Origin of the sequence: Anaerotignum sp. MB30-C6 (genome assembly GCF_030908465.1) — a bacterium.
GTDB lineage: Bacteria > Bacillota > Clostridia > Lachnospirales > Anaerotignaceae > Chakrabartyella.
The window spans coordinates 2,775,001-2,797,790 of the sequence record NZ_CP133078.1 but is presented as its reverse complement, the minus strand read 5'-3'; the positions used below and the strand labels follow the sequence as shown (position 1 = coordinate 2,797,790).

Annotated in this window: 19 protein-coding genes and 1 riboswitch; of the genes, 13 read left to right on the top strand and 6 right to left on the bottom strand. The window is 40.5% G+C overall.

Annotated elements, in window-relative coordinates; translation table 11 throughout:
- The first annotated feature begins 61 nt into the window (after positions 1–61).
- Positions 62–1,030, top strand: a complete 969-nt coding sequence (gene dusB, locus RBQ60_RS13615; RefSeq protein ID WP_307884219.1) for a tRNA dihydrouridine synthase DusB — start codon at positions 62–64, stop codon at positions 1,028–1,030.
- A gap of 340 nt (positions 1,031–1,370) precedes the next feature.
- Here dusB and RBQ60_RS13610 read toward each other — a convergent pair whose 3' ends face one another.
- The gene (locus tag RBQ60_RS13610) at positions 1,371–3,890 is read right to left on the bottom strand and encodes a heavy metal translocating P-type ATPase (RefSeq protein WP_307884218.1); all 2,520 of its coding nucleotides are present in this window, start codon (positions 3,888–3,890) and stop codon (positions 1,371–1,373) included.
- 170 nt (positions 3,891–4,060) lie between these two features.
- Here RBQ60_RS13610 and RBQ60_RS13605 point away from each other — a divergent pair, with 170 nt between their 5' ends.
- Positions 4,061–4,537, top strand: a complete 477-nt coding sequence (locus tag RBQ60_RS13605; RefSeq protein ID WP_307884217.1) for a pyridoxamine 5'-phosphate oxidase family protein — start codon at positions 4,061–4,063, stop codon at positions 4,535–4,537.
- A 215-nt stretch (positions 4,538–4,752) separates the two neighbouring features.
- On the opposite strand, the gene uraA is transcribed toward RBQ60_RS13605, so the two are convergent.
- A complete protein-coding gene (gene uraA / locus RBQ60_RS13600) occupies positions 4,753–6,009 on the bottom strand; it encodes a uracil permease (RefSeq protein WP_307884216.1) in 1,257 nt (418 codons plus the stop codon).
- Between the two features lie 442 nt (positions 6,010–6,451).
- Here uraA and RBQ60_RS13595 point away from each other — a divergent pair, with 442 nt between their 5' ends.
- Positions 6,452–7,360, top strand: coding sequence for a copper amine oxidase N-terminal domain-containing protein (locus RBQ60_RS13595; RefSeq protein ID WP_307884215.1), 909 nt, complete (start codon positions 6,452–6,454; stop codon positions 7,358–7,360).
- A 220-nt stretch (positions 7,361–7,580) separates the two neighbouring features.
- Here the strand turns inward: RBQ60_RS13595 and RBQ60_RS13590 are convergent, their stop codons facing one another.
- The gene (locus RBQ60_RS13590) at positions 7,581–8,027 is read right to left on the bottom strand and encodes a GTP pyrophosphokinase (protein ID WP_307884214.1); all 447 of its coding nucleotides are present in this window, start codon (positions 8,025–8,027) and stop codon (positions 7,581–7,583) included.
- Positions 8,028–8,216: 189 nt separating this feature from the next.
- Here RBQ60_RS13590 and RBQ60_RS13585 point away from each other — a divergent pair, with 189 nt between their 5' ends.
- Positions 8,217–8,984, top strand: a complete 768-nt coding sequence (locus tag RBQ60_RS13585) for an EFR1 family ferrodoxin (protein ID WP_307884213.1) — start codon at positions 8,217–8,219, stop codon at positions 8,982–8,984.
- Positions 8,985–9,005: 21 nt separating this feature from the next.
- Positions 9,006–10,466 carry a polysaccharide deacetylase family protein gene (locus RBQ60_RS13580; protein WP_307884212.1) on the top strand — a complete coding sequence of 487 codons (1,461 nt, stop codon included), beginning with the start codon at positions 9,006–9,008 and terminating at the stop codon, positions 10,464–10,466.
- A gap of 161 nt (positions 10,467–10,627) precedes the next feature.
- Here RBQ60_RS13580 and RBQ60_RS13575 read toward each other — a convergent pair whose 3' ends face one another.
- A complete protein-coding gene (locus tag RBQ60_RS13575; RefSeq protein ID WP_307884211.1) occupies positions 10,628–11,002 on the bottom strand; it encodes a metal-dependent transcriptional regulator in 375 nt (124 codons plus the stop codon).
- Positions 11,003–11,515: 513 nt separating this feature from the next.
- On the opposite strand from RBQ60_RS13575, the gene RBQ60_RS13570 reads away from it, so the two are divergent.
- The 8 genes from RBQ60_RS13570 to RBQ60_RS13535 all read left to right on the top strand — a co-directional run bounded on the left by RBQ60_RS13570 (position 11,516) and on the right by RBQ60_RS13535 (position 21,428).
- A complete protein-coding gene (locus RBQ60_RS13570) occupies positions 11,516–12,244 on the top strand; it encodes a DNA alkylation repair protein (RefSeq protein ID WP_307884210.1) in 729 nt (242 codons plus the stop codon).
- A gap of 4 nt (positions 12,245–12,248) precedes the next feature.
- A complete protein-coding gene (locus tag RBQ60_RS13565) occupies positions 12,249–12,755 on the top strand; it encodes a DNA-deoxyinosine glycosylase (protein WP_307884209.1) in 507 nt (168 codons plus the stop codon).
- Between the two features lie 94 nt (positions 12,756–12,849).
- Positions 12,850–12,954: riboswitch (SAM riboswitch) on the top strand.
- Positions 12,955–13,118: 164 nt separating this feature from the next.
- Positions 13,119–14,297, top strand: coding sequence for a methionine adenosyltransferase (metK, locus tag RBQ60_RS13560; RefSeq protein WP_307884208.1), 1,179 nt, complete (start codon positions 13,119–13,121; stop codon positions 14,295–14,297).
- A gap of 264 nt (positions 14,298–14,561) precedes the next feature.
- Positions 14,562–16,814 carry an SF1B family DNA helicase RecD2 gene (recD2, locus tag RBQ60_RS13555; RefSeq protein ID WP_307884207.1) on the top strand — a complete coding sequence of 751 codons (2,253 nt, stop codon included), beginning with the start codon at positions 14,562–14,564 and terminating at the stop codon, positions 16,812–16,814.
- Positions 16,811–17,518, top strand: a complete 708-nt coding sequence (locus RBQ60_RS13550; protein WP_307884206.1) for a ComF family protein — start codon at positions 16,811–16,813, stop codon at positions 17,516–17,518. The genes recD2 and RBQ60_RS13550 overlap by 4 nt, the downstream gene beginning before the upstream one ends.
- 439 nt (positions 17,519–17,957) lie before the next feature.
- The gene (locus RBQ60_RS13545; protein ID WP_307884205.1) at positions 17,958–19,442 is read left to right on the top strand and encodes a DUF1846 domain-containing protein; all 1,485 of its coding nucleotides are present in this window, start codon (positions 17,958–17,960) and stop codon (positions 19,440–19,442) included.
- A gap of 133 nt (positions 19,443–19,575) precedes the next feature.
- A complete protein-coding gene (gene add, locus RBQ60_RS13540; RefSeq protein WP_307884204.1) occupies positions 19,576–20,601 on the top strand; it encodes an adenosine deaminase in 1,026 nt (341 codons plus the stop codon).
- Positions 20,602–20,663: 62 nt separating this feature from the next.
- Positions 20,664–21,428, top strand: coding sequence for a MerR family transcriptional regulator (locus tag RBQ60_RS13535; protein ID WP_307884203.1), 765 nt, complete (start codon positions 20,664–20,666; stop codon positions 21,426–21,428).
- A 279-nt stretch (positions 21,429–21,707) separates the two neighbouring features.
- Here RBQ60_RS13535 and RBQ60_RS13530 read toward each other — a convergent pair whose 3' ends face one another.
- Positions 21,708–21,968 (bottom strand): hypothetical protein, encoded by a 261-nt coding sequence (locus RBQ60_RS13530; protein ID WP_307884202.1) that lies wholly within the window; start codon positions 21,966–21,968, stop codon positions 21,708–21,710.
- Positions 21,969–22,115: 147 nt separating this feature from the next.
- Entirely contained in the window at positions 22,116–22,700 is a 585-nt protein-coding gene (locus RBQ60_RS13525; protein WP_307884201.1) for a manganese efflux pump, read from the bottom strand.
- Between the last annotated feature and the right edge of the window lie 90 nt (positions 22,701–22,790).

Here is a 22,790-nt window from a genome sequence, read left to right as displayed (position 1 = left end):
CTTGCAAGGGATAAAAATGTTTGGTATGATTAAGAACCGAGGAAAGATTGGAGGTGTTACCATGCGAATTGGAACGGTTGAACTTGAAAATAATGTTTTTTTGGCACCCATGGCTGGAGTGACAGATTTGCCCTTTCGGCTTTTGTGTAAAGAAATGGGCTGCGGTTTGGTTTATTCTGAAATGGTTAGTGCAAAAGGAATTTTATATGATAATAAAAACACGACAGAACTGCTGACAGTTGAGGCGGCAGAACGACCTACGGCAATTCAGCTTTTTGGATCTGATCCCCAAATTTTAGGGGAGATGGCTAAGAAAATACAGGAATATCCCTTTGATATTATAGATGTAAACATGGGGTGTCCTGCACCCAAAATTGTAAAAAATGGTGAGGGTAGTGCTTTGACGAAAGATCCCTATCGGGTAGGGGAAATTGTAAAGGCTTTGGTAGAAGGCCAAAGTAAGCCTGTTACTATTAAGTTTCGCAAGGGTTTTGATGATAACCATATTAATGCCCCCGAAATTGCAAAAATTGCTGAGGCCAATGGAGCAGCGGCGGTAGCAGTCCATGGAAGGACCAGAGAGCAGTATTATAGCGGTAAGGCAGACTGGGACATCATTCGCCAAGTAAAAGAGGCTGTATCTATACCTGTTATTGGAAATGGGGATGTATTTACACCCCAGGATGCCAAAAACTTATTTGAGCATACGGGCTGCGATGCCATTATGGTGGGGCGTGGTGCCCAAGGGAACCCTTGGATATTCAAAAGGATTTTGCACTATTTAAAAACAGGGGAGATTTTATCTGAACCCACAGCCTATGAAAGGGTAGAAAAGGCACTGCGTCATGCAAAGATGTTGATTGAGTACAAAGGGGAATACGTTGGCATTCGAGAAATGCGTAAGCATATGGCCTGGTATATGAAGGGACTTCCTGGGGTTGCTGAGTTGCGGGGAAACTTAAACTATACGGAAAGTTTGGATGAAATGGAAGGCCTTTTGCGAAAGTACTTGGAAAGATATGAACAGTGAGTGGTTGTTCTTTCAAAGTAAAACTTGCCTTAGGGCGGGAAAGGGCCTTGATATTCAAAAAAGGCCATCTTTAAAGGGGGAGTTCGAATCACCCACCCCTACAGGGGGCTAAACCATCAAACCTTGTCTTTGCTCTGGTTAGAAGGAGCGTGTCGTTCACCTCATATGTATTTCTAAATCGTAAGAAGCGTAATAAGCCGCTTATTCTTACCGATTTAGCTAGTGTTTTTTACAGCCAAAGGGAAATAATGAAAATCCCGTATTGCAGGTTTTATCTTGTAATACGGGATTTTTTTTGCTTATATTAGCAGAGTTAATAGAGTTTTTGTTTTTGATTATCCTACTGAATATCTACAACCTCATACCCTGCGTCGGTAACCGTTTTAATCAAAGTTTCGTCACTAACGTCTTTCGCCAGAGAAACGGTTGCACTTTTTTCATCCAAGCTTACCACGGCGGAAACACCATCCAGCTCGTTCAACGCTTTTTCAACCCTGCCTGTGCAATGTCCGCAGGACATACCTTCAATTTTTAATACCTTTTTCATACTGATTTCCTCCTTTTGTACTTGTGTTGTTTTACTTAGATCTACATCTGAACTATGTTTTTGAGGGCGGAATAGCTTTAGTCGCAAAGCGTTACCAACAACGAATACGGAGCTAAAGCTCATGGCAGCTGCAGCAAACATAGGGTTTAACTTCAATCCGAAGACGGGGTAGAAGATACCTGCTGCCAAGGGAATCCCTAGGGTGTTGTAGAAGAATGCCCAGAATAGATTTTGCTTGATGTTCCGTATGGTTGCATGGCTTAGCTGTACGGCGGTTACTGCATCCATCAAATCGCTTTTCATTAAGATAATATCTGCAGATTCCATGGCCACATCGGTGCCTGCACCAATGGCAACGCCCACATCGGCACGGGTTAATGCAGGGGCATCATTGATACCATCGCCTACCATGGCTACTTTTTTGCCCAATTCCTGCAATCGACGAACTTCCTGCTCTTTATCTTGGGGTAAAACGTCAGCAATGGCATGGATGCCTAGTTTTTTTGCAATGGCATCAGCCGTTTTTTGGTTATCCCCCGTTAGCATGACCACATCAATGCCCATACGATGAAAGGCGTCAACGGCATCCTTGCTGCTTGCTTTTAAAGTATCGGCTAAGGCTAATACCCCTAAGAATTTGTTGCCTTCTGCAAAGTATAAGGGTGTTTTTCCTTCATTGGCAAGGTCTTCCCCTTTTTTTAGATACTCCCCAATATTAATATTTTTTTCTTGCATCATTTTTAGGTTACCACCGCAAATTATTTTGCCTTCAATTTCCGCTTCAATGCCTTGCCCTGGGGTTGCCAATAAGTTTTTTGCTGTTACCATGTTGATGTCATTTTCTTTTGCATATTCAACTACAGCTTCTGCCAGAGGGTGTTCTGACAAGACTTCCAAGGATGCTACCAGCCTTAAGAAGGGGTTTTTTAGTACACCTTTGGCAGGGATTACATCTGTAACCTTTGGCTTTCCTTCTGTTAGAGTACCTGTTTTATCCAATACAACAGTATTTAACTCATGGGCGATTTCCAAGCTTTCTGCGGATTTAATTAAAATACCGTTTTCCGCTCCTTTGCCCGTTCCAACCATAATTGCCGTGGGTGTTGCCAAGCCTAAAGCACAAGGGCAAGAAATAACCAAAACGGCGATACCAATAGATAATGCAAAGGCAAAGGTTTGCCCAGCAATGAGCCAAATGATGGCTGAAATTAAGGAAATACCAATGACAATTGGAACAAAAACACCACTTACTTTATCCGCTAGCTTAGCAATTGGTGCTTTGGAGGCACCTGCTTCTTCCACAAGGTTAATAATCTGGGAAAGGGTTGTATCCTTCCCAACACGGGTTGCGGTCATTTTAAAGTATCCGCTTTTGTTTACCGTGGCACCGATGACAGCGTCCCCAGCTTGTTTTTCTACAGGAATGCTTTCCCCAGTGATTGCACTTTCGTCAACGGCAGAAAAACCTTCCATAATGGTGCCATCCACAGGGATGCTTTGACCGGGGCGTACGATAACCATATCGCCTTCATGGACTTCCTCAATGGGTACTTCCACTTCTTCACCGTTTTTCACAACCGTTGCCATTTTTGGTGCCAAGTTCATTAATTTGCTAATTGCTTCTGATGTTTTACCCTTGGAGCGGGTTTCCATATATTTACCTACTGTAATTAAGGTAAGAATCATGGCTGCCGACTCAAAATATAGCTCCATACCGTAGTGGTGGGCATGCATCAGGTCGCCCCGACCCATATAATATGCCATGGCAAAAATGGCAAACACGCTGTAAAGCACCGATGCTGCAGAGCCTAAGGCGATGAGAGAGTCCATATTAGGAGAACGATTCCAGAGTGCTTTAAAACCAACCGTAAAGTATTTTTTGTTAATGAATAGTACGGGAAGGGTTAAGAATAGCTGTAACAAAGCAAAAATCAAGATATTTTCTTCCCCTAAGAGAATTGCTGGTAAGGGTGCACCCATCATGTGCCCCATGGAAATATAGAATAGGGGAATTAAGAAACAGAAAGAAGAAACAAGTCTGAATTTCATCTCCTTCATTTCGTCGGCCGCTATATTTTGTGGTGTTGGAGCCTCTTTTTTTGCATCAGCCAAGGAAGCACCATATCCGCCGCTTTTTACTGCTTGAATAATTGCGGCAGTATCTACAACCTCCGGTTCAAAGGTGACATTCATGGAGTTTTGCAGTAGATTTACATTTACAGACTGAACGCCTTCCAGTTTGCCCACGCTTTTTTCAACATGAGCAGAGCAGGCAGAACAAGTCATTCCAGTTACGTTAAATTTTTCCTTCATTTTTTTACCTCCGCTTAGTTAGTGGGGAATAACTATATTGAGTTTATTCCTTTTAGCAGATAATGTCAACATTGATTTCCATATCAATGATATTCTGTACCAAAACAAAGGAAAAATAAGTTTGAATATAAAAAAATCTATGTTAAACTATGGAAAAAAGGAGGGGTATTATGAAACGTGAAATGCGTCGTAAAGACAGATTGGTATCGGAAGAAAAAGCAAGAGCGATTATTCAAAATAGTGAGTATGGTATGCTCAGTACAGCGGGCTTGGACGGAACGCCCTATGCGGTGGCAGTGAGTCATGTTTTACACGAAAAGTATATTTATTTTCATTGTGCATTAGAGGGACGAAAGCTCGATAATATCAAGGAAAACCCCAAGGTTTGTATGAGCTTTGTAAGGAAGTCCAACGTGGAGCAGGAGGCATTTACTGTTCGTTTCGAAAGTGCCGTGGTTGAAGGGTCTGCTAAGATGATAGAAGATGAAGAGGAAAAGCTTCTGGCATTATTGCTAATTTGCAAACGCTATACCCCTGACGTATCAGACCAACACCTTTCCTATATTGAACCAAGGATAAAGTATACAGGTGTTTGTCGCATGGAAATAGAAGAAATTTCGGGAAAAGTAAATGAAAGAAAAGCCTAGGAAAAGAGTCATTTTAGCTACATAGGTTATTTAAAAAGATAGGATGTTACTATGCCTTTGAAATTGACTAAAAGTGAAATTAAACTTTTGCAAAATAGAAGGTAAAGGGTGGGGAAACTGCCCCGAACAACTCTTATTTAAAAAAGAAAGCCCGTATGCAAATTTTGCACCACAGGCTTTTTTATGTTCCAAATTATACAGGCTATTTCATACTATTATTTATCGTTCATTGCACCCATTCTATCAAATACATAGAACAGTAAGCTTAAGCCCATACCAACCAAAGCAGCCAAGGACATACCCCTTAAAGCAATACTACCTAAGTTGATGGCGATTCCGGAAAGACCAACTACGAAGATTACAGAAGTCAAAGCAATATTTCTGGACTTATCGTAGTCTACTTTGGAATCTACAAGAATACGCAAACCGGAAGTACCAATCATACCGTAAAGCAGGAAGGAAATACCACCAATGACAGGGCCAGGAATTGTACCGATTAATGCGGTCAGTTTTCCGATAAAAGAACAAACAATGGAAAGAATGGCAGCACCAGCAATTACACGTACGCTATAAACCTTTGTGATGGCCATAACACCGATATTTTCACCATAGGTTGTGGTTGGTACGGAACCGATAAAACCAGATAACATGGTGGAGAAGTTATCGGCAAATAAAGAGCGATGTAAACCTGGATCTTTTAATAAGTCATGGCCGATGATTTTACTTGTAACAATTTGATGGCCAATGTGTTCGGAAATGATAACCAAAAGAGCAGGAAGCATGATAATGATGGCTTCTGTGCTAAACTTAGGGGTGGAAAAATTGGGAAGTGCAAACCAACCAGCCTTTGCTACAACGCCAAAGTCAACAAGGCCTACAAAGTAAGCGGCAGCATAGCCGCAGATAACAGCAATTAAAATTGGGATGACTGCGAAGAATTTACGGAATAGTACGGAGCCAAAAACAGCTACGCCCAAAGTAACTAAAAATACAATGATATCTGCACTGGCGGGACCACCTTCAGCCAAAAGTCCGGCGGTGTTAGCAGCAGTTCCTGCCAATTCCAAGCCGATTAAGGCAACAACGGGACCCATTGCCGCAGGCGGCAAAATGACATTAATCCAATCGGAACCAAATTTACTGATGATTGCGGCAACAATACAGCCACAGAAGCCAACAACTACGAAACCGCCTAAAGCATAGGGGTAACCAAACTGCTCAATAATCAAAAGACCTGGCGCCAAGAATGCGAAACTTGAACCCAAGTAAGCAGGTGCTTTTCCTTTTGTGATGAAAATAAAGAGTAATGTGCCAAGACCGTTCATAAAAAGAACGACAGCGGAATTGATACCAAATAGGAAGGGTACTAACACAGTTGCACCAAACATGGCGAACATATGCTGTAAGGACAGGGGGGCAAGAAGGGAAAAAGGTACCTTTTCATCCACCTGTATGATTTTTCGGTTTTCCAAAATAATAACCTCCTTAAAATATGAATGTAAATATTACTGATAGGATAATGACTTCTTTGGGCACGGAAAACTATAGTTTTTCGTTCTTGTGAATCTAACATATGGTTTTTTGTGCCTGAAAGATTATAGCACCCTCTTTTTATCCTTGCAACGATAAAGTGGTGGAAAGTACAATAAATTGTCGATATGCTGTAAAATTTTAAAAAATAAGGTAATTTATAATAGTAATCTACTAGAGTATTTGGAAAATAAGCAAAGGCTATTCCCAATTTTTGTTTCTAAAAAAAGTTGGTACTATAAATTTTCAAATTTGAGATAAAATAAGAAATATAAAATTTATAATAATTTTTTATATGTTTTTGGAACTTTTACGAAATGACTGCCGTCTTAGGATATATAAGCAACAAATAAATTTTGATTGAAATCTAAGGAGGAAATGAATATGAAAAGATATATGAATAAGGCAATGGCAATGGGTATGGCGTTTGCCATGGTAGGAAGCACAGTGGCTTTTGCACAGGCGAAAGAAACGAAAAACGCAGAAAATTTATTAATTGCAACTGAAACTAATGATGAAAGTGACACAACCGAAAAAGAAGCAGCATATATTAGTCAGAATGGTAAAATTGTTTCCGTAAGCAAAACGGAAGATGGCTCCTACGAAGTTTTAATTGATAACGAAAGCGGCGGTTTAAGATTTATGGTTTCTGCTAGTACAGTAGTTGTGGATAGAGAAAGCGGTGATTACTTAACAGCAGATCAGTTAACAGAAGGTATGGAAGTTTCTGTTATTTATGGTGTAAACAGCCCCATGGGTATGAGTATGCCTCCATTCTTGGGACAGGTAACTGCCGTTGTGGCAAATGCAGATAAAGGAAACTTTGTTGTTGGATCTTTTGATGAAAACCTGCTCAGTGAAAAAGATAAGCTTGTATTAAATATTAGTGAAGATACAGAAATTCAGAGTTCATTGGGAACAAAGAAAGTTTTCAAGGCAGATGACATTAAGGGTAAAGATGCTCTTGTATTCTTTGATATTACAACAAGAAGTATTCCTGCCCAAACCAATCCTTCTTTTGTATTGATTCTTGAAGAAAAGCCTGTTGTTGAAGATGAAACAGAAGGAGAAACGGCAGAATTGGTTCCTTTACGTGATACAGCGGAAGGTAAGGGTTATGATGTAAAATGGCAGGGTAAGGCAAAGCCCGTATTGGTAGAAAATGAAGACGTTTCAATGGAAATTACAATTGGTACAACAAAGTATGTGATTGGCGATAAAGAAATGGTTGCAGATGCTGCGGCTATGTTGGTTGATGGTATCTTATACGTATCTTCTGATGTTTTAGTATAATGATTCTGAAAAAACGGCTTCTGTTTGGAAGTCGTTTTTTGTTGTCGTTTTTAGAATTATGCTTTTAATTAAATTTAAAAAGGAAACACAGAATCAAGGCGAAGAGTTATGTTTTGTCTGTGTGGTCAGCGCCTATTTCATAAGGATTTTTCGTAAAGGAAATCTGGCTACTTAGATAGAATAGGAAAAAGGGCTTCCCCGAAGGGAAGTCTTTCTAATTTTATTTATTGGTAAGGCAACATCTTTTTTGTTGTTCAGCTTCTAAAAGCAGTTTGGCCCTTAAGTACCGCTCTAATCGCTGAAAGTCTTTTGGGGTTAAACCGGGAAGACGATTTAAATCCATATTATCCGCCAAATCAGAAAGCTTTACCACCGTTGCCAGAGGATTTTTTGCAACTTCTTGAATATGTTCCATATAGTCATCGCTTTCATTGCGGGTAAGACACACTACGGCATCTACAATATACTCAGAGAAGCCTTCCCTTAAAAGATCATCGGCAGTTAAATCGCAATCTTCCAATGTATCGTGAAGTATGGCCACCACTTTTTCGTCTAGATTTTTGCAGCCCAACATAACACGTATGGGATGCAAAATATAGGGGTGCCCCCCTTTGTCTAACTGCCCCATATGGGCGTTTGCGGCGAGAATCATTGCTTTTTCTAACATATGGCATACTCCTTTTTATAGATTTCCTGAAAGTGTAGCATATAAAGCATGGGAAAACAAGAAACAAAGTAAAATCTGGAGAAAAATGCATTTGAAATGTTACAAAATTTAATAAAATCTTCAATTACTCATCAAGAAAATATGGTATGATTACAGTAGCAATTTGAATGAAAAAAAGGGGGCAAGAAAATGATTTTTTATTTTAGTGGAACGGGAAACTCGTATGCTACAGCTCAATTTTTATCAGATAAACTTGGGGAGCCGATTGTGGATATTGCACAGGCAACGCAAAGAAATGAAACTGAATATTTTTTGGGTGAAAATGAGAAGCTGGGTTTTGTTTTTCCCATATATGCTTGGGCACCGCCTAAGGCAGTCGTAGATTTTGTGAAACGACTTAACTTGCACAGCGAAGAACAACCCTATACATTTGGCGTATGTACATGTGGAGGGTCTGCAGGCAATGCTATGGATGTTTTAGAAGACGCTTTGAAGAAAAAAGGAATTGCCCTAGATAGCGGGTTTTCTGTGGTTATGCCTGATAATTATATTGTTATGTTTAAGGTGAAGCCTTTGGCAAAGCAAGAAGAGATATTGGAAGAGGCAAATGAAACAATGGAGCGTATTGCTTGGGCCATTGAGCAGGAAAAAAGAGATTTTTTCCGTGTGAAAAGGGGAAAGGGAGCTGCATTTTTGACGACAGTAATCTACCCTCTCTTCCTACGTGGCGGAACAAAAACGAAACCATTCCATGTTACCTCAGACTGTATTTCATGTGGCCTATGTGAAAAGGTATGTACCGATGGCTGTATACAAATGTATAAGGGTGTTCCCCGTTGGATGAAAGAAAAGTGCAATATGTGTTTGGCTTGTGCCAATCGGTGCCCTAAGGAAGCAATTCAATATGGAAAAAGGACAAAAGAAAAGGGGAGATACATCCATCCCTGCTGGAAATAGTTTTTAGATAGGAGTAGTAGAATGAAGAGAAGAAAGTGGACAATTTGCCTTTTGGCATTGGCGGTTGCCCTAGGAATATGCGGCTGTAGGCAAAATAGCACTGTTGCGGCTGCGGAACCGTTAGTGTTACAGGTTGGGCCGATGCAGCCTGTAAAACCCGAAAGAGCACAGCTTATTGGTGAGAAGGAAGCAGTAATTGAGTATGCTGCACCCTTGGCCTTTGTTTTAGAGTATCCTCGCACATCCAACGAAGTGATTAATAATCAAATTCTAGAGGTAGTGCAAGGACGAAAGGCAGAGTTTACCGAAAAATACGACTTAAAAGATGAAAATGAAAAAAATAGGTTATCACAAACAGACTGTAAGATGTTTTTGTATTTGGATTATGATAGCTACTTAGTGAGTGACGATAAAATTTGTATTGTGTTCCACGAAACACAGGAACTAGGGCAAGAAGTGATGCCCATAGAGCGGGTACACGTTTATCATTTTGATACCAATACAGGACAGCGTATCACGGAAAAAGAGCTACGCAAAGAGGGGTTTTTAGAAGCAGTCTCAGAATATACCATCAAATATTTTACAGAGCATGAGCCATATAAAGATAGGATTTTCGGGAATTATAAAACCACACTGGCACCAGATGCAGGGCGTTTTGAACGATTTGCTTTGAATAGCGAGGGCGTTGTTTTTTATTTCGACCAATATGACATTTTCCCCGGCAGTATGGGCATGGTAGAATTATTGATTCCCTATGACAAATTAGCAGGAATGTTAAATGGGGTTGGAGTTGAGGCGCCGCCTGTAGCAGAGGAGGAGGTTGTTCCTGTTGAACCTGTGGAGCAGGTGGAGCGGGAGATTGATCCGGAAAAGCCAATGGTTGCTTTAACCTTTGATGATGGACCAAACCCAATACATACTGAGCGGATTTTAGATACTTTGGAGAAACATAATGTGGTAGCCACATTTTTTGATTTGGGCAGTCTTGTAGAGGCATATCCAGAAACGGTGAAAAGGGAGTTGGTCTTGGGATGCGAGGTGGGAAGCCATTCCTATTCTCACAAGAATTTCAACACCCTTTCCCAAGAGGCAATTGCAGAAGATATTAGGAAAACAGCAGAGGCTTTTCAAAATGCTGTAGGCTTCGAGCCCATCCTATTCCGTCCGCCTTATGGTAACTGCAATGAGTTTGTGCAGGCCAATATGCCTTTGGCGATGGTAACGTGGTCGGTGGATACCTTAGATTGGAGAACCAAAAACCCAGATGCGATAATGAGTTCCATTCGTAGTGAAGGGAATCTGGATGGAAAGGTAATTTTGATGCATGGGATTTATGAAACCAGTGCCCAAGCAACGGAAACGATGGTACCGTACCTATTGAAAAATGGTTATCAATTGGTAACTGTTTCGGAAATCTTGCAGTATAAGCACGGACTGCAAGTAGAAGGTGGAAAATATTACGGATACTCATATTTCCAATAAAAACCTCTATGTAGGCATGAGAATGATGAAACCCCCGTCACCTGAGATATTCATGTGACGGGGGTTTTAGGTGTATAAATTAGGATTTCCAAGCTTTAAGGCTATTAAAGCAAAAACCTATACTGTATAAAATAGCCATGGGACAAGGAACATATGTGACACTAATTGCCCTTTTGTGTTTCCAAGAATTTTTTCATGCTTGCAAAGGTTTCTTCGCTAATCACGTGCTCCACACGGCAAGCATCGTCTAAGGCGGTTTCTTTTGTAACACCAAAGTACATCAAAATCTCGGAAATCACGCAGTGTCGCTCATAGGTATCTTTAGCAAGGGATGTACCCTTTTCTGTTAACTTAATACAGCCACGGTCTTCCATTTCAATATAGCCGTCGGTTCTTAGTTTTTTCATGGCATTACTGATACTGGGTTTGCTAAAACCTAGGGCGGTGGCGATATCAATGGAGCGAACATAACCTGTTTGTTTCTCCAGCATATAAATCGTTTCCAGATAATTTTCCATTGATTCTTGGATTTTCAATTTAATCTCCCCCTAAGGCATTTTCTATTATGGTAACAAAAAAAACACGGGTTGACAACGGTTTTATCCCGAATCAAAGGATTTAGAGGGTGTAATTTTAAATTAAAAAATATTGATATGGTAAATTTTTCATTGACAACTGGCCTAAAATGATGCAATATTAATACATGGTTATGACAAGGGCGTCACAAATCAATGCAACAAAAAATCATGATTATGACAAGGGCGTCGCAAAACAAACACAACTGTTTTGACGCCTTTTTGTATATTTGTATATGGGTGTCTAATTGGCATCTTTAAATTGCTTGTTTCTGTAGTTTGATGATTTCTCCTAACGTCAAACTATTTTGAATCAAACTTTTCATCTCTTCATGTTGTTGCCGTACCGAATATAGCGAAAACGCCCCCCAAAATGTTTTCGTTATATGGCAATAACAACCCTTAAGGACAAGCGGCTTTCTCCCACAAGAAGGCCGCTTGTTCTTATACCAAAAAAAGAAAGGAAGATAAATAATGGAGTATCGCTGGAGCAGGGAAGACTATAACGTATTTCGCAAAGAGTTACTTTCTAACCAAGATGAAGAATATCGTTTGTTTCAAGAAAAGTTGTTGCGTTCCTCTTTGCCTGTTATAGGGATTCGTATCCCTATTTTGCGCAAAAAGGCGAAAGAGATTGCAAAGGTCGCAGGGAAAGATTTTTTTGCCCTATGCCAGAAAGATACTTTTGAAGAACGGTTATTATATGGTCTTGTTGCCGCAGCGTTACCCATGGAGTTTCAAGAATTCATAAGCTATTGTGATACATATTCCAATGAGTACGTGGAGAACTGGGCTCACTGTGACACTTTTTGTGCATCCCTAAAAAAGATTGTTGTGAAAAATGAAGAAGCTTTCTTTGAACACGCAAAGGGGTATTTAAAGGCGAATAACCCTTGGGTAGTAAGGGTAGGGCTAATTATTTTATTAGACTATTATTTAAAGGAGCCCTATTTGCAAGAAGTTTTAAGGCAAACGGATGGTGTGGATTCTGATTTTTATTATATTCAAATGGGACAAGCCTGGCTGTTGGCTACAGCGTGGGCAAAAGACCCAGAGATGGTTCGTGAATATTTGGGGAATTGTGGGTTATCCTATGAGGTAAAGTCTAAGTTTGTACAAAAAGCTTGTGATTCTTATCGTGTTTCCCTGAAGGACAAGGCATGGCTTCGGGAATGGAGAAAGATCCAAAAGGAAGGCAGGTAAGTTTATGAAAGAAGCTGGTTGGCAGCGGGTAACTCAAACACTTTCTCCGGTTTACAATTCGGATAGCAGGGTTCTAATTTTAGGGACAGCACCATCCGCAAAGTCTCGAGAAAGTAAATTTTATTATGGCCATCCCCAAAACCGTTTTTGGAAGGTTTTAGCTGAGGTGACGGGGGTTGATGTGCCTCAAAACATCGAGGAAAAGAAGGCACTTTTATTGTCACAGGGTATTGCAATTTATGATGTGATTAAAAGCTGTGATATACAAGGCAGCAGTGACAGCTCTATACGTAATGTGGTGCCTACGGATTTGAGTGAAATTTTGAAAACAACGGGGCAGATACCCATATTTGGAAACGGCGGCACAGCATTTCGACTTTATAAAAAGCATCAAGAAAAAGAAACCGGGATACCTATGATTCTTTTGCCGTCCTCTAGCCCAGCCAATGCTACTTGGAATTTACAACGCCTGATAGAAGCTTGGAAAAGTCAACTGGAACTTTATTTGTAAGGGCAAGAAAAGTTTGCATTTTAGAGGCATTTTAGAAAAATAAGCATTGACGATTGTCTTTAAAAATGATATAATGCATCCAAAGTAAATAGAGAACTTATCAAGAGTGGTTGAGGGACAGGGCCCTATGACACCCGGCAACCGGCGTATTTACGCATCGGTGCCAATTCCCCCGTTTGGTTCAAACGGAAGATGAGAATGTATTTTAGCCCTGAAGGGGCTTTTTTTTATGCCAATTAAGTTGTATTTTTTTTATTACAACATTTTGCCATTTTTTTCTCATGGCAAGGCAGTATAGTAAAACATCTCTCCCTGCACTCTATTTACTAAGAAAAAACATCTATTTTACAGGAGGGAAATGAAATGAGTAGAAGATTATTTACATCAGAATCCGTAACTGAAGGGCATCCCGATAAAATTTGTGACCAGATTTCCGATGGGGTATTGGACACATTATTAGCAAAGGATCCCAATGCAAGGGTAGCGTGTGAAACAGCAACAACAACAGGAGTTATTTTTGTAATGGGTGAAATCAGCACAAATGCCTTTGTTGATGTAGAAAAAATTGTAAGAGAAACGTTAAATGAAATTGGATATAACCGTGCAAAATATGGTTTCGACAGCGAAACTTGTGCTGTAATTACTTCCATCCACGGTCAGTCTCCTGACATTGCCATGGGTGTTGACAAGGCGCTGGAGAACAAAACAGGGGAAGATAACAGTGAGTTTGACACAGGTGCCGGAGATCAGGGTATGATGTTTGGCTTTGCTTGTGACGAAACAGAGGAGCTTATGCCACTGCCCATCTCTTTGTCTCATAAATTGACAAGAAGATTAACAGAAGTTAGAAAGAATGGCACATTAACCTATCTTCGTCCTGACGGTAAGTCTCAGGTAACAGTGGAATATATTGATGATAAGCCTGCAAGAGTAGATACTGTTGTATTATCTACCCAGCATGATCCAGAAGCAACAAACGAGCAAATCAGAGGGGATATTATTGAGCATGTAATCAAAAAGGTAATTCCTGCTGAACTTTTAGACGAAAACACAAAATACTATATCAACCCAACAGGCCGTTTCGTAATTGGTGGACCTATGGGAGATAGTGGTTTAACAGGTAGAAAAATTATCGTAGACACTTATGGTGGTTATGCAGCCCATGGCGGTGGTGCATTCAGCGGCAAAGACCCCACAAAGGTAGACCGTTCTGCATGCTACGCAGCAAGACACGTTGCAAAGAATATCGTTGCCAGTGGTATCGCAAACAAATGTGAAGTTCAGTTGGCATACGCAATTGGTGTTGCTAAGCCAGTATCTATCCTCATAAATACTTATGGGACAGGTAAAATTTCTGATGAAGAAATAACTGAAATTGTTCAGAAAAACTTTGATTTACGTCCAGCAGCAATCATTAAAAACTTTGACTTGAAAAGACCTATCTACAAGCAGGTAGCAGCTTATGGACACTTTGGTCGTACAGATTTAGACCTTCCTTGGGAAAGACTGGATAAGGTTGATATATTTAAAAAGAAGTTCTAAAACAGCTCACTTTTTCAAGTTTTACAAAGGAGTATAGGAATAGGAAAACAAAAGCGTTCTTAGTTAAAATGAAAAAGCCAATTTGCTCATTCTCAAAGAGGGTTCCCCAAGGAATCCTCTTTTTTGTGAGAAAAATGCAAGAACAAAAGTTCCCTTTTTACTTGTATTGTGTTATACTAGGAAAAGATTTTAACGGATTTTATCTGGGCAGAGATAGTATGTTTATGTTCAGATTTTATTTTTAAAGGAAAGGAGGGGTGAGACATGGAGGATGTGGTTTTAAAGGGTGAGATTGCAGACATCATTTTTCAAAACAAGGAAAACGGCTATACTGTTTTTACCATTCTTGCCCAAGGCGAGGAAATAACCTGCGTTGGGGTTGTACCTTTGATTCATTCAGGGGAAAGTCTGGAAGTAAGAGGAAGCTGGAATAACCACCCTGCTTACGGAAAGCAGTTACAGGTTCAGTTTTATGAAAAATCTATGCCCACCTCTCAAAGCGGCATGGAAAAATATTTGGCATCGGGGCTGATTAAAGGGCTAGGGCCAAAAACATCAAAAAAGATTGTGGAACGCTTTGGGGATGCCTCTTTTTATGTAATTGAAGAAAAGCCCGATTTATTGACAGAAATCAAAGGGATCACCCACGAAAAAGCACAACGCATTTCGGAAATTTTTAGAGAACAGCACGAGTTGCGAAAGGTAATGATGTTTTTGCAGGGCTTTGAGGTTTCTCCGGCGTATACCATGCGAATTTATAAAAAATATAAGGGAAGAACGTTTGAAATTGTAAAGACAAATCCCTATCGTTTGGCGGATGATGTGTTTGGAATTGGCTTTAAAATGGCGGATAAGATGGCGGCAAATGCAGGCATAGCAGGAGATGATCCAAACCGTATTAAATCTGCGATCAAATATGTTTTGAACCAAGCCGCATCCAATGGAGATTGTTTTTTGCCAAAAGAAAAGTTGGTGAATCAGGCGGTGGAACTTTTGGAATTGCACCCGTTTTCTGTGGAAAATGCCATTCGGGAATTACAGGTGGAAAGTCAGATTTGGCAAGAAAAAATGGACAATATTGATGCAGTTTACCTAAATTTCTATTACTATGGAGAAATGGCTGTTTCAAAGCGTCTATTGGAATTATCTATGGATGTGGAAGGGGTTGACCTAACTATTCTAGAAAAGCAAATACAGAAGGTGGAAAAGGAAACAGGGGTACAACTGGCTCCGGAGCAGCGCCAAGCGGTTATGGAGGCGATGAGCGGCGGAGTGCTGATTATTACAGGTGGCCCAGGTACAGGAAAAACAACAACCATAAACACCATCCTTCGTCTCTTGGAAAAAGAGGAAAAGGAAGTGGTTCTTGCTGCACCCACAGGCCGTGCTGCAAAGCGTATGACCGAGGCCACAGGAGTAGAGGCAAAAACCATACACCGTTTATTGGGAACTACGTTTGTCAGCGACGATAATCGGCGGCAGGTTTTTGATAAGAATGAGGATGACCCCATTGAGGCGGATGTTATTATCATTGATGAGACGTCTATGGTGGATTTACATTTGATGCATGCCCTATTGCGGGCTGTTGAAAATGGAACCAGCGTAATTTTCGTGGGGGATATGGATCAGCTGCCTTCTGTTGGGGCGGGGAATGTTTTGAAGGATATGATTCGCAGTGAGCGTTTGCGGGTGGTACGCCTGCGACATGTATTTAGACAGGCACAGGAAAGTGCCATTATTATGAATGCCCACCGCATTAATCAAGGGGAAGATCCTATTTTAAACGAAAATGGAACAGACTTCTTTTTTCTGCGCCGTGCATATGGGCAGGAAGTTTTGGCTTCGGTGCAAGAGCTGGTGAAAAGCCGTTTGCCCAACTATACAGGGCATGATGGGTTGGCGGATATGCAGATATTAACCCCCATGAGAAAAGGGCTTCTTGGTGTGCAAAGCTTAAACCAAGTATTACAACAAACATTAAACCCCCCTTCCCGTGAAAAGGAAGAAAAGCAATTTCGTCAGACAACCTTTCGTGAAGGGGATAAGGTGATGCAAATTAAAAACAATTACAACATTGTTTGGCGAAGTTATAACAACCGTGGGAAACGTACCGATGAAGGCTTGGGCATTTATAACGGTGATGCAGGGCGGATTACAAAAATTGATGATGACAACGAAATCCTACAGGTTTTATTCGACGACGGAAAGGTGGTTGATTACGACTTTTCTCAATTGGAGGAGCTGGAGCTTGCCTATGCCATTACCATTCATAAATCCCAAGGTAGTGAGTACCCCGTGGTGATTTTGCCTGTTTATAGCGGCCCCCCCATGCTTATGACCAGAAACTTGCTTTACACGGCAGTGACAAGGGCCAAGGAACTGGTTGTTTTGGTGGGCTTGCGGGAAACGGTGACGGGGATGATTGCAAATAACCGAGAGGTTGGACGGTATACAGGTTTGGCGGAACGCATACGTAATTTATATGACTTTATGTTTGAGCAGGAGGTACAGCCATGAAAAGCTTAATCCAAGGTTTTTTAAATGTGTTGTATCCTCCTTATTGTGTAATTTGCGGTGCGTTGCTGCCTATGGGGGAATGGGAAAAAGGCCTTTGCAGCAGCTGTGGAGGGAAAATTCCTTTTCTAACAGGAAATCGGTGTAAGTTTTGCGGGAGACAGTTAGAAATTGGAGAGGTGTGCCATTCTTGCTTGGAACATCGACCGGTATTTGCTAGAGGGGTATCGGCCTTTGATTATGAAGTCCTTAGGGATGGGATAGCCCGTTTTAAGTTTCACGGGGTAAAAGGGGATGGAAAGGTTTTTGGACGTCTTATGGCGGAATTTATCCTTCTATACCATGAAGGATGGATAAAGGAAATAGATTTTATGACAGAGGTTCCCTTACATAGACAAAAGGAAAAAGAACGCGGTTTTAATCAGGCAGACATTCTTTGCAAAAGCATCAGCCATCACACGGGGATTGTTTATGAAAAAAATATTCTTACCAGAACAAAGGCAACAACACCCCAAAGTAAGTTATCAGCCAAAGAACGCCATGAAAATTTGAAAAATGTCTTCGTTGCAAAAGATTGTGCAGATAAGCGAATTCTCTTGGTTGATGATATTTTTACCACTGGGGCAACCCTAAATGAGTGTAGCCGAGCTTTATTTCGCTCTGGGGCAAAGACAGTGTCAATTTTTTGTCTTTCGGTAACGGAATAGAATGTTCAAGTTTGTGGAAATTTGAAGTTTTTGTATTAGCGTCGATGATTTTTAGGGAATTTATTCAATGAAACAAGGAGTGGACGAATTTTAAGGGGAGCATAGAAAATGCAGAGGAAATATATATCAGGGGTAATGTTAAAATTTTTTTAAGGTTATTCTTTTAAAGTTTCATGATTGCCATAGATAAGTGCTGGTTAATGTTGTATGATAGAGTATGACATACATTGGAAAATAAAAGAAATCTCCTAAGTAGATTACAGACAACATCTGTATCCTTCGAAGGGAATTTTTTTTGTTTGAATGAAAAGAATTAGGGTAATATAGTAAAAGCAGGATTTTTCGACAGTTTATTAATTTCCATTTGTATTATGTCGGAAAAGATAGTATAATCTAATACCGTAAATGAAAAAGGATGAGAATTTCGGGGGATTTAGCGATGATACGAATCGGTTTTGACAATGAAAAATATTTAAAAATGCAGTCAGAAAGAATCAAAGAGCGAATTGGGCAATTTGGTGGAAAACTGTATTTGGAGTTTGGTGGAAAGTTATTTGATGACTACCATGCATCCCGTGTACTTCCTGGTTTTAAGCCAGACAGTAAGGTGAATATGCTGGTACAGCTAAAAGAAGATGCCGAGATTGTAATTGTAATCAACGCAGGTGACATTGAAAAGAATAAGGTTCGTGGCGATTTAGGGATCACCTATGATATGGACGTGCTACGTTTGATTGACGCCTTCCGTGGATACGGATTATATGTGGGCAGTGTTGTTTTAGCCCAGTTTAATGGCCAAGCGGCGGCAATTGCATATGAAAAGAAATTGGAAGCATTGGGGCTTAAGGTTTATAAGCATTACCCTATTGCCGGATACCCAACCAATATTCCTTTGATTGTAAGTGATGAGGGATATGGTAAAAATGATTATATCGAGACAGAACGCTCTCTGGTTGTGATTACAGCCCCAGGTCCAGGTAGCGGTAAAATGGCAACTTGTCTTTCTCAGTTGTATCATGAAAATAAAAGAGGGGTTAAGTCAGGTTATGCAAAATTTGAAACATTCCCTATTTGGAATGTGCCTTTGCGTCACCCTGTAAACGTGGCTTATGAAGCGGCTACGGCAGACCTGAACGATGTAAACATGATTGACCCCTTTCATTTGGAAGCGTATGGTGAAACAACCATTAACTACAACAGAGACGTGGAGGTTTTTCCCGTATTAAATGCTATGTTTGAACAAATTTACGGTGCGTCTCCATATAAATCACCTACAGACATGGGGGTAAACATGGTTGGCAACTGTATGATAGACGACGAGGTAGTAAAAGAGGCCTCTCGTAATGAAATTATCCGTAGATATTTTAAGAGCCTTTGTGAGCATAGAAAAGGCAACCTAGAAGATGATGTGATATTTAAGCTGGAGCTTTTAATGAAACAGGTTGGTGTTAGTGTTGCGGACAGACCTGTTGTGGCGGCGGCCATGAAAAGAGCCGAGGAAACCAATGCCCCTAGTGCGGCCATTGAATTGCCCGATGGTACTGTTGTCACAGGAAAAACATCTCCCTTACTGGGTGCAACATCGGCAATGCTATTAAATGCATTAAAGAAATTGGCAGGTATCCCAAAAGAGGAAAAATTGATTTCCCCTACGGTTATTGAGCCAATCCAGAAACTGAAGGTAAATAACCTTGGGAACCATAACCCTCGCCTGCATACAGATGAAATATTAATTGCCCTTTGTATCAGTGCAACAACAGATGATCAGGCAAACTTAGCTTTACAGCAGTTAGAAAAATTAAAATGCACAGAGGCACATTCTTCTGTCATTTTATCTAACGTGGATGAAAATGTATTGCAAAAGTTGGGTGTAAACTTGACTTGTGAGCCAAAGTATCAGACGAAAAAACTGTTCCATGGCTAATATAAATTAAGAATGAAAAATCCCCTGAACTCTTTTTATGAGGTAGGGGATTTTTTGATATGTTTTTGACAGAAAGCGGAAAGTTCGGGTATGATATAGTTATACTTTTATATGAACAAAGGAGGAGTTTTTTATGGGAAAATACAATTTGCCGAAAATAGATTTGCATTTACATTTGGACGGTTCCATTTTGCCTGAAACAGCGTGGGAGTTGGTTCAGGCCCAAGGGATTGATGTGCCTGCAAAGGATTTGGAAAGCTTTATTCCCCTTATTATGGTGCCTGAAGATTGTAAGGATGTAAATGAGTGTTTAGAAAGATTTGAAATTCCTGTTCAAATTTTACAGGATAAAGAATCTTTAAAACGAGTGACAAAGGAACTAATTGGATGGTTGGTAGAAGAAGGCGTTGCTTATGCAGAAATTCGTTTTGCACCCCAGCTTCACACCCAAAAAGGGTTGACACAAAAGGATGCCATTGATGCGGTTTTGGCAGGTAGAGAAGAAGGGCTTAAGGCTCATCCGGAAATTGGAATTGGCATCATTTTATGTGCCATGAGCATCGGGCCTGAAACGGTAAATATGGAAGAAAATTTAGAAACCGTACGCCTGACAAAAGAATACTTAGGCACAGGGGTTGTTGCCTTAGACTTAGCAGGAGCCGAGGGGATTGTTCCCCTTTCAAACTTTGCCCCAATTTTTGATTTGGCAAGGGAGTTGAACGTGCCTTTTACTTGCCATGCGGGGGATAGCCAGGGGCCTGAAACCGTAGAGGATGCTTTAAACTTTGGAGCCAAAAGAGCAGGCCATGGCCATCATATCTTTGAAGACCTTGCTTTGTGCGAAAGGGCAATTAGAGAAGGCGTAACCTTTGAAATTTGCCCCACCAGCAATGTCTGCTGTCAAAGTACAGAAGGATACGGCCAGCATTATGTGAAACAAATGTATGATTTGGGCATGCGAGTTACCATTAACACAGATAATATGACGCTGTTTGGTATTAACTTAGATAAAGAATACGATCATTGTATCAACGATATGGGCTTTACAAAGGATGATATCCTTCAAATGTTGGTATACTCTGCGGAAGCAACCTTTCAGAGTGAGGCGGAAAAAAAGGTTTTGGTGGATAGAATTTTAGCCTGCAAAAATAAATTTTAAGTTGTTGTTGACTTTGACGCTACGGCAAGGTGTATCCTCTTCTTACAGTAGGAGGTGTCTATATGGAATATAGTATAAAAGAATTGTCAGAATTGGCTGGGGTAAGTGCACGTACTCTGCGGTACTATGATGAGATTGGTTTGCTGTATCCTTTACGAACCAATGATGCGGGGTATCGCTTTTATGGTGAAAAGGAAGTTGAGTTGTTACAGCAAATTCTTTTTTACCGAGAGCGTGGTTTGGGATTAGAGCAAATCAGAAGTATTTTATATGAGAATGATTTTGATATTCTTTCGGCCCTTTATAGCCACTTGGAAGAGCTTGAAAATCAGAAGACTCGATTAGACGGCTTGATTTCTACTGTAAAAAAAACAATCCGAGTGAAAAAAGGAGAGGTGGAAATGAGCGACAAAGAGAGATTTGAAATTTTTAAGGCAAAAATTATTCAGGAAAATGAACTGAAATATGGTGAGGAAGTTCGTCAAAAGTACGGTGATGCTTCTATGGAAGAAACCAAGGAAAAGATAAAGGGTATGACCCAGGCTGATTATGAGCGTTTTCAGAATTTAGGCAGTGAAATTTTGTTGCGTTTAAAGGAAGCAGTCATTGATAGTGTTTCTCCTGAAAGTGATGAGGGCAAGCGAATTGTTCTGTTGCACAAGGAATGGTTGGGGATGACTTGGAAAGCTTACTCCAAACAGGCCCATCAAGGTTTATCTGAAATGTATGTGATGGATGAGCGTTTTACAGCTTACTATGATAAGGAAGTTTCGGGCTGTGCAGAGTTTCTTAGAAGGGCAGTTGGGTATTGGATTGAGCAACTTTAAAGATATTCTCCGTCTAGGCTTCACCGATAAGTGGAAAACCTATATTCTCATGAGGAATCTATTTTGCAGTTGTTTCATTCAGTAAAGGGTTTTCTTTGAAAAAAAGTAACTCTTAAAGGGGGAGCAGTAAAGTTAACGTACAGAGCTACAAATAATATTGATTCTTAGAAACACGAAAAAAGGGCTAATTATAGTGATATAATTAGCCCTTTTTTAATATTGTCAATTCAATTTGGTTGCCTTCACCATTCATGTGGTCAATTTTCATTGGTTATATGCCTACTCATCCCAATGCCAATTTTCTTGTATATAAGTGTCTGCTTGTGCAAAATCTTTTTTATAAACATAGAAAATATAATGAATGGATTGTGTTAGCAAAAGTTCCGGTGAAAGAGCGGGATAAAACCCTTTGGGTGCATTGATATCAATGGCTGATACAGAGTGTTCAATGCCTGCCTGTTCTAAAAATTGACGCATACTTGCCTGTTCTTCTAAGGAGTGAGCTGTATATAGGGCAAGACTATTAAATGATGTGAACATAACCATCGCCTCCGTTTTTGTTCAAGTATAGCATGATTCGGGAGGGATGGAAACCATGTAATTAGTATGTGCAACATCTTTTCGTCGATGTAGGATATTAACTTATTTTTGGAGTTTTTTAACTAAGAAATTAAACTTGAAGGTTCCTTATAGAAGGCGTATGAGTGCGATGAAAACAAGAATTCCACCTGAAATTGTGGTCCACATATTCTCTCGAACTTTGGTGTAACTGGTAAGTTTTCTACCAAGGCAAGCCCCTAGGGAAAGGAAGGTAATTTGGAAGAGTGCGGCAAACAGAGGTAGTGTGCCAATTTCCATACCCGAGGCTGCAGCGCTAATCCCAACGCCCAAGGAGTCCAAGGAAAGAATAAACCCAAGTAGGAGGGATTCCTTGGGGTCTAATGTTTGGGATGCGTCTTTATCGCAGGCAGAGGGCTGATGAACCGTTGCCAAAGGAGAGGGCGGCTCTTTCGCCTTCCGAAAGCCTTGTAGGCAAAGCCATAGACCAAATAGAAGTAAAAAGCAGGGGGCTAAGGTCTCGCCTGCGGTGGAGGGAAGAAGCAGTGCAAGCCCACGACCTGCTAAAATAAAACCTTCCATCATCAAGAAAGTCTCGAATGCCAATAATATGCGGGATGCGGTTGGGAAAGTGATGTGGCGCAATCCGTAAGAGATGCCGATACCCAAAGCATCAACGCTAAGGGAGAGGGCAAGTAGCAAACAAAAAAACATAAGGAAACACCTCCTGATTTACATAGTATGCAGGAGGAATTTTTTTGGGCATGACCTCATAGATATGAAAAAGAGGACAAACTGATTAAA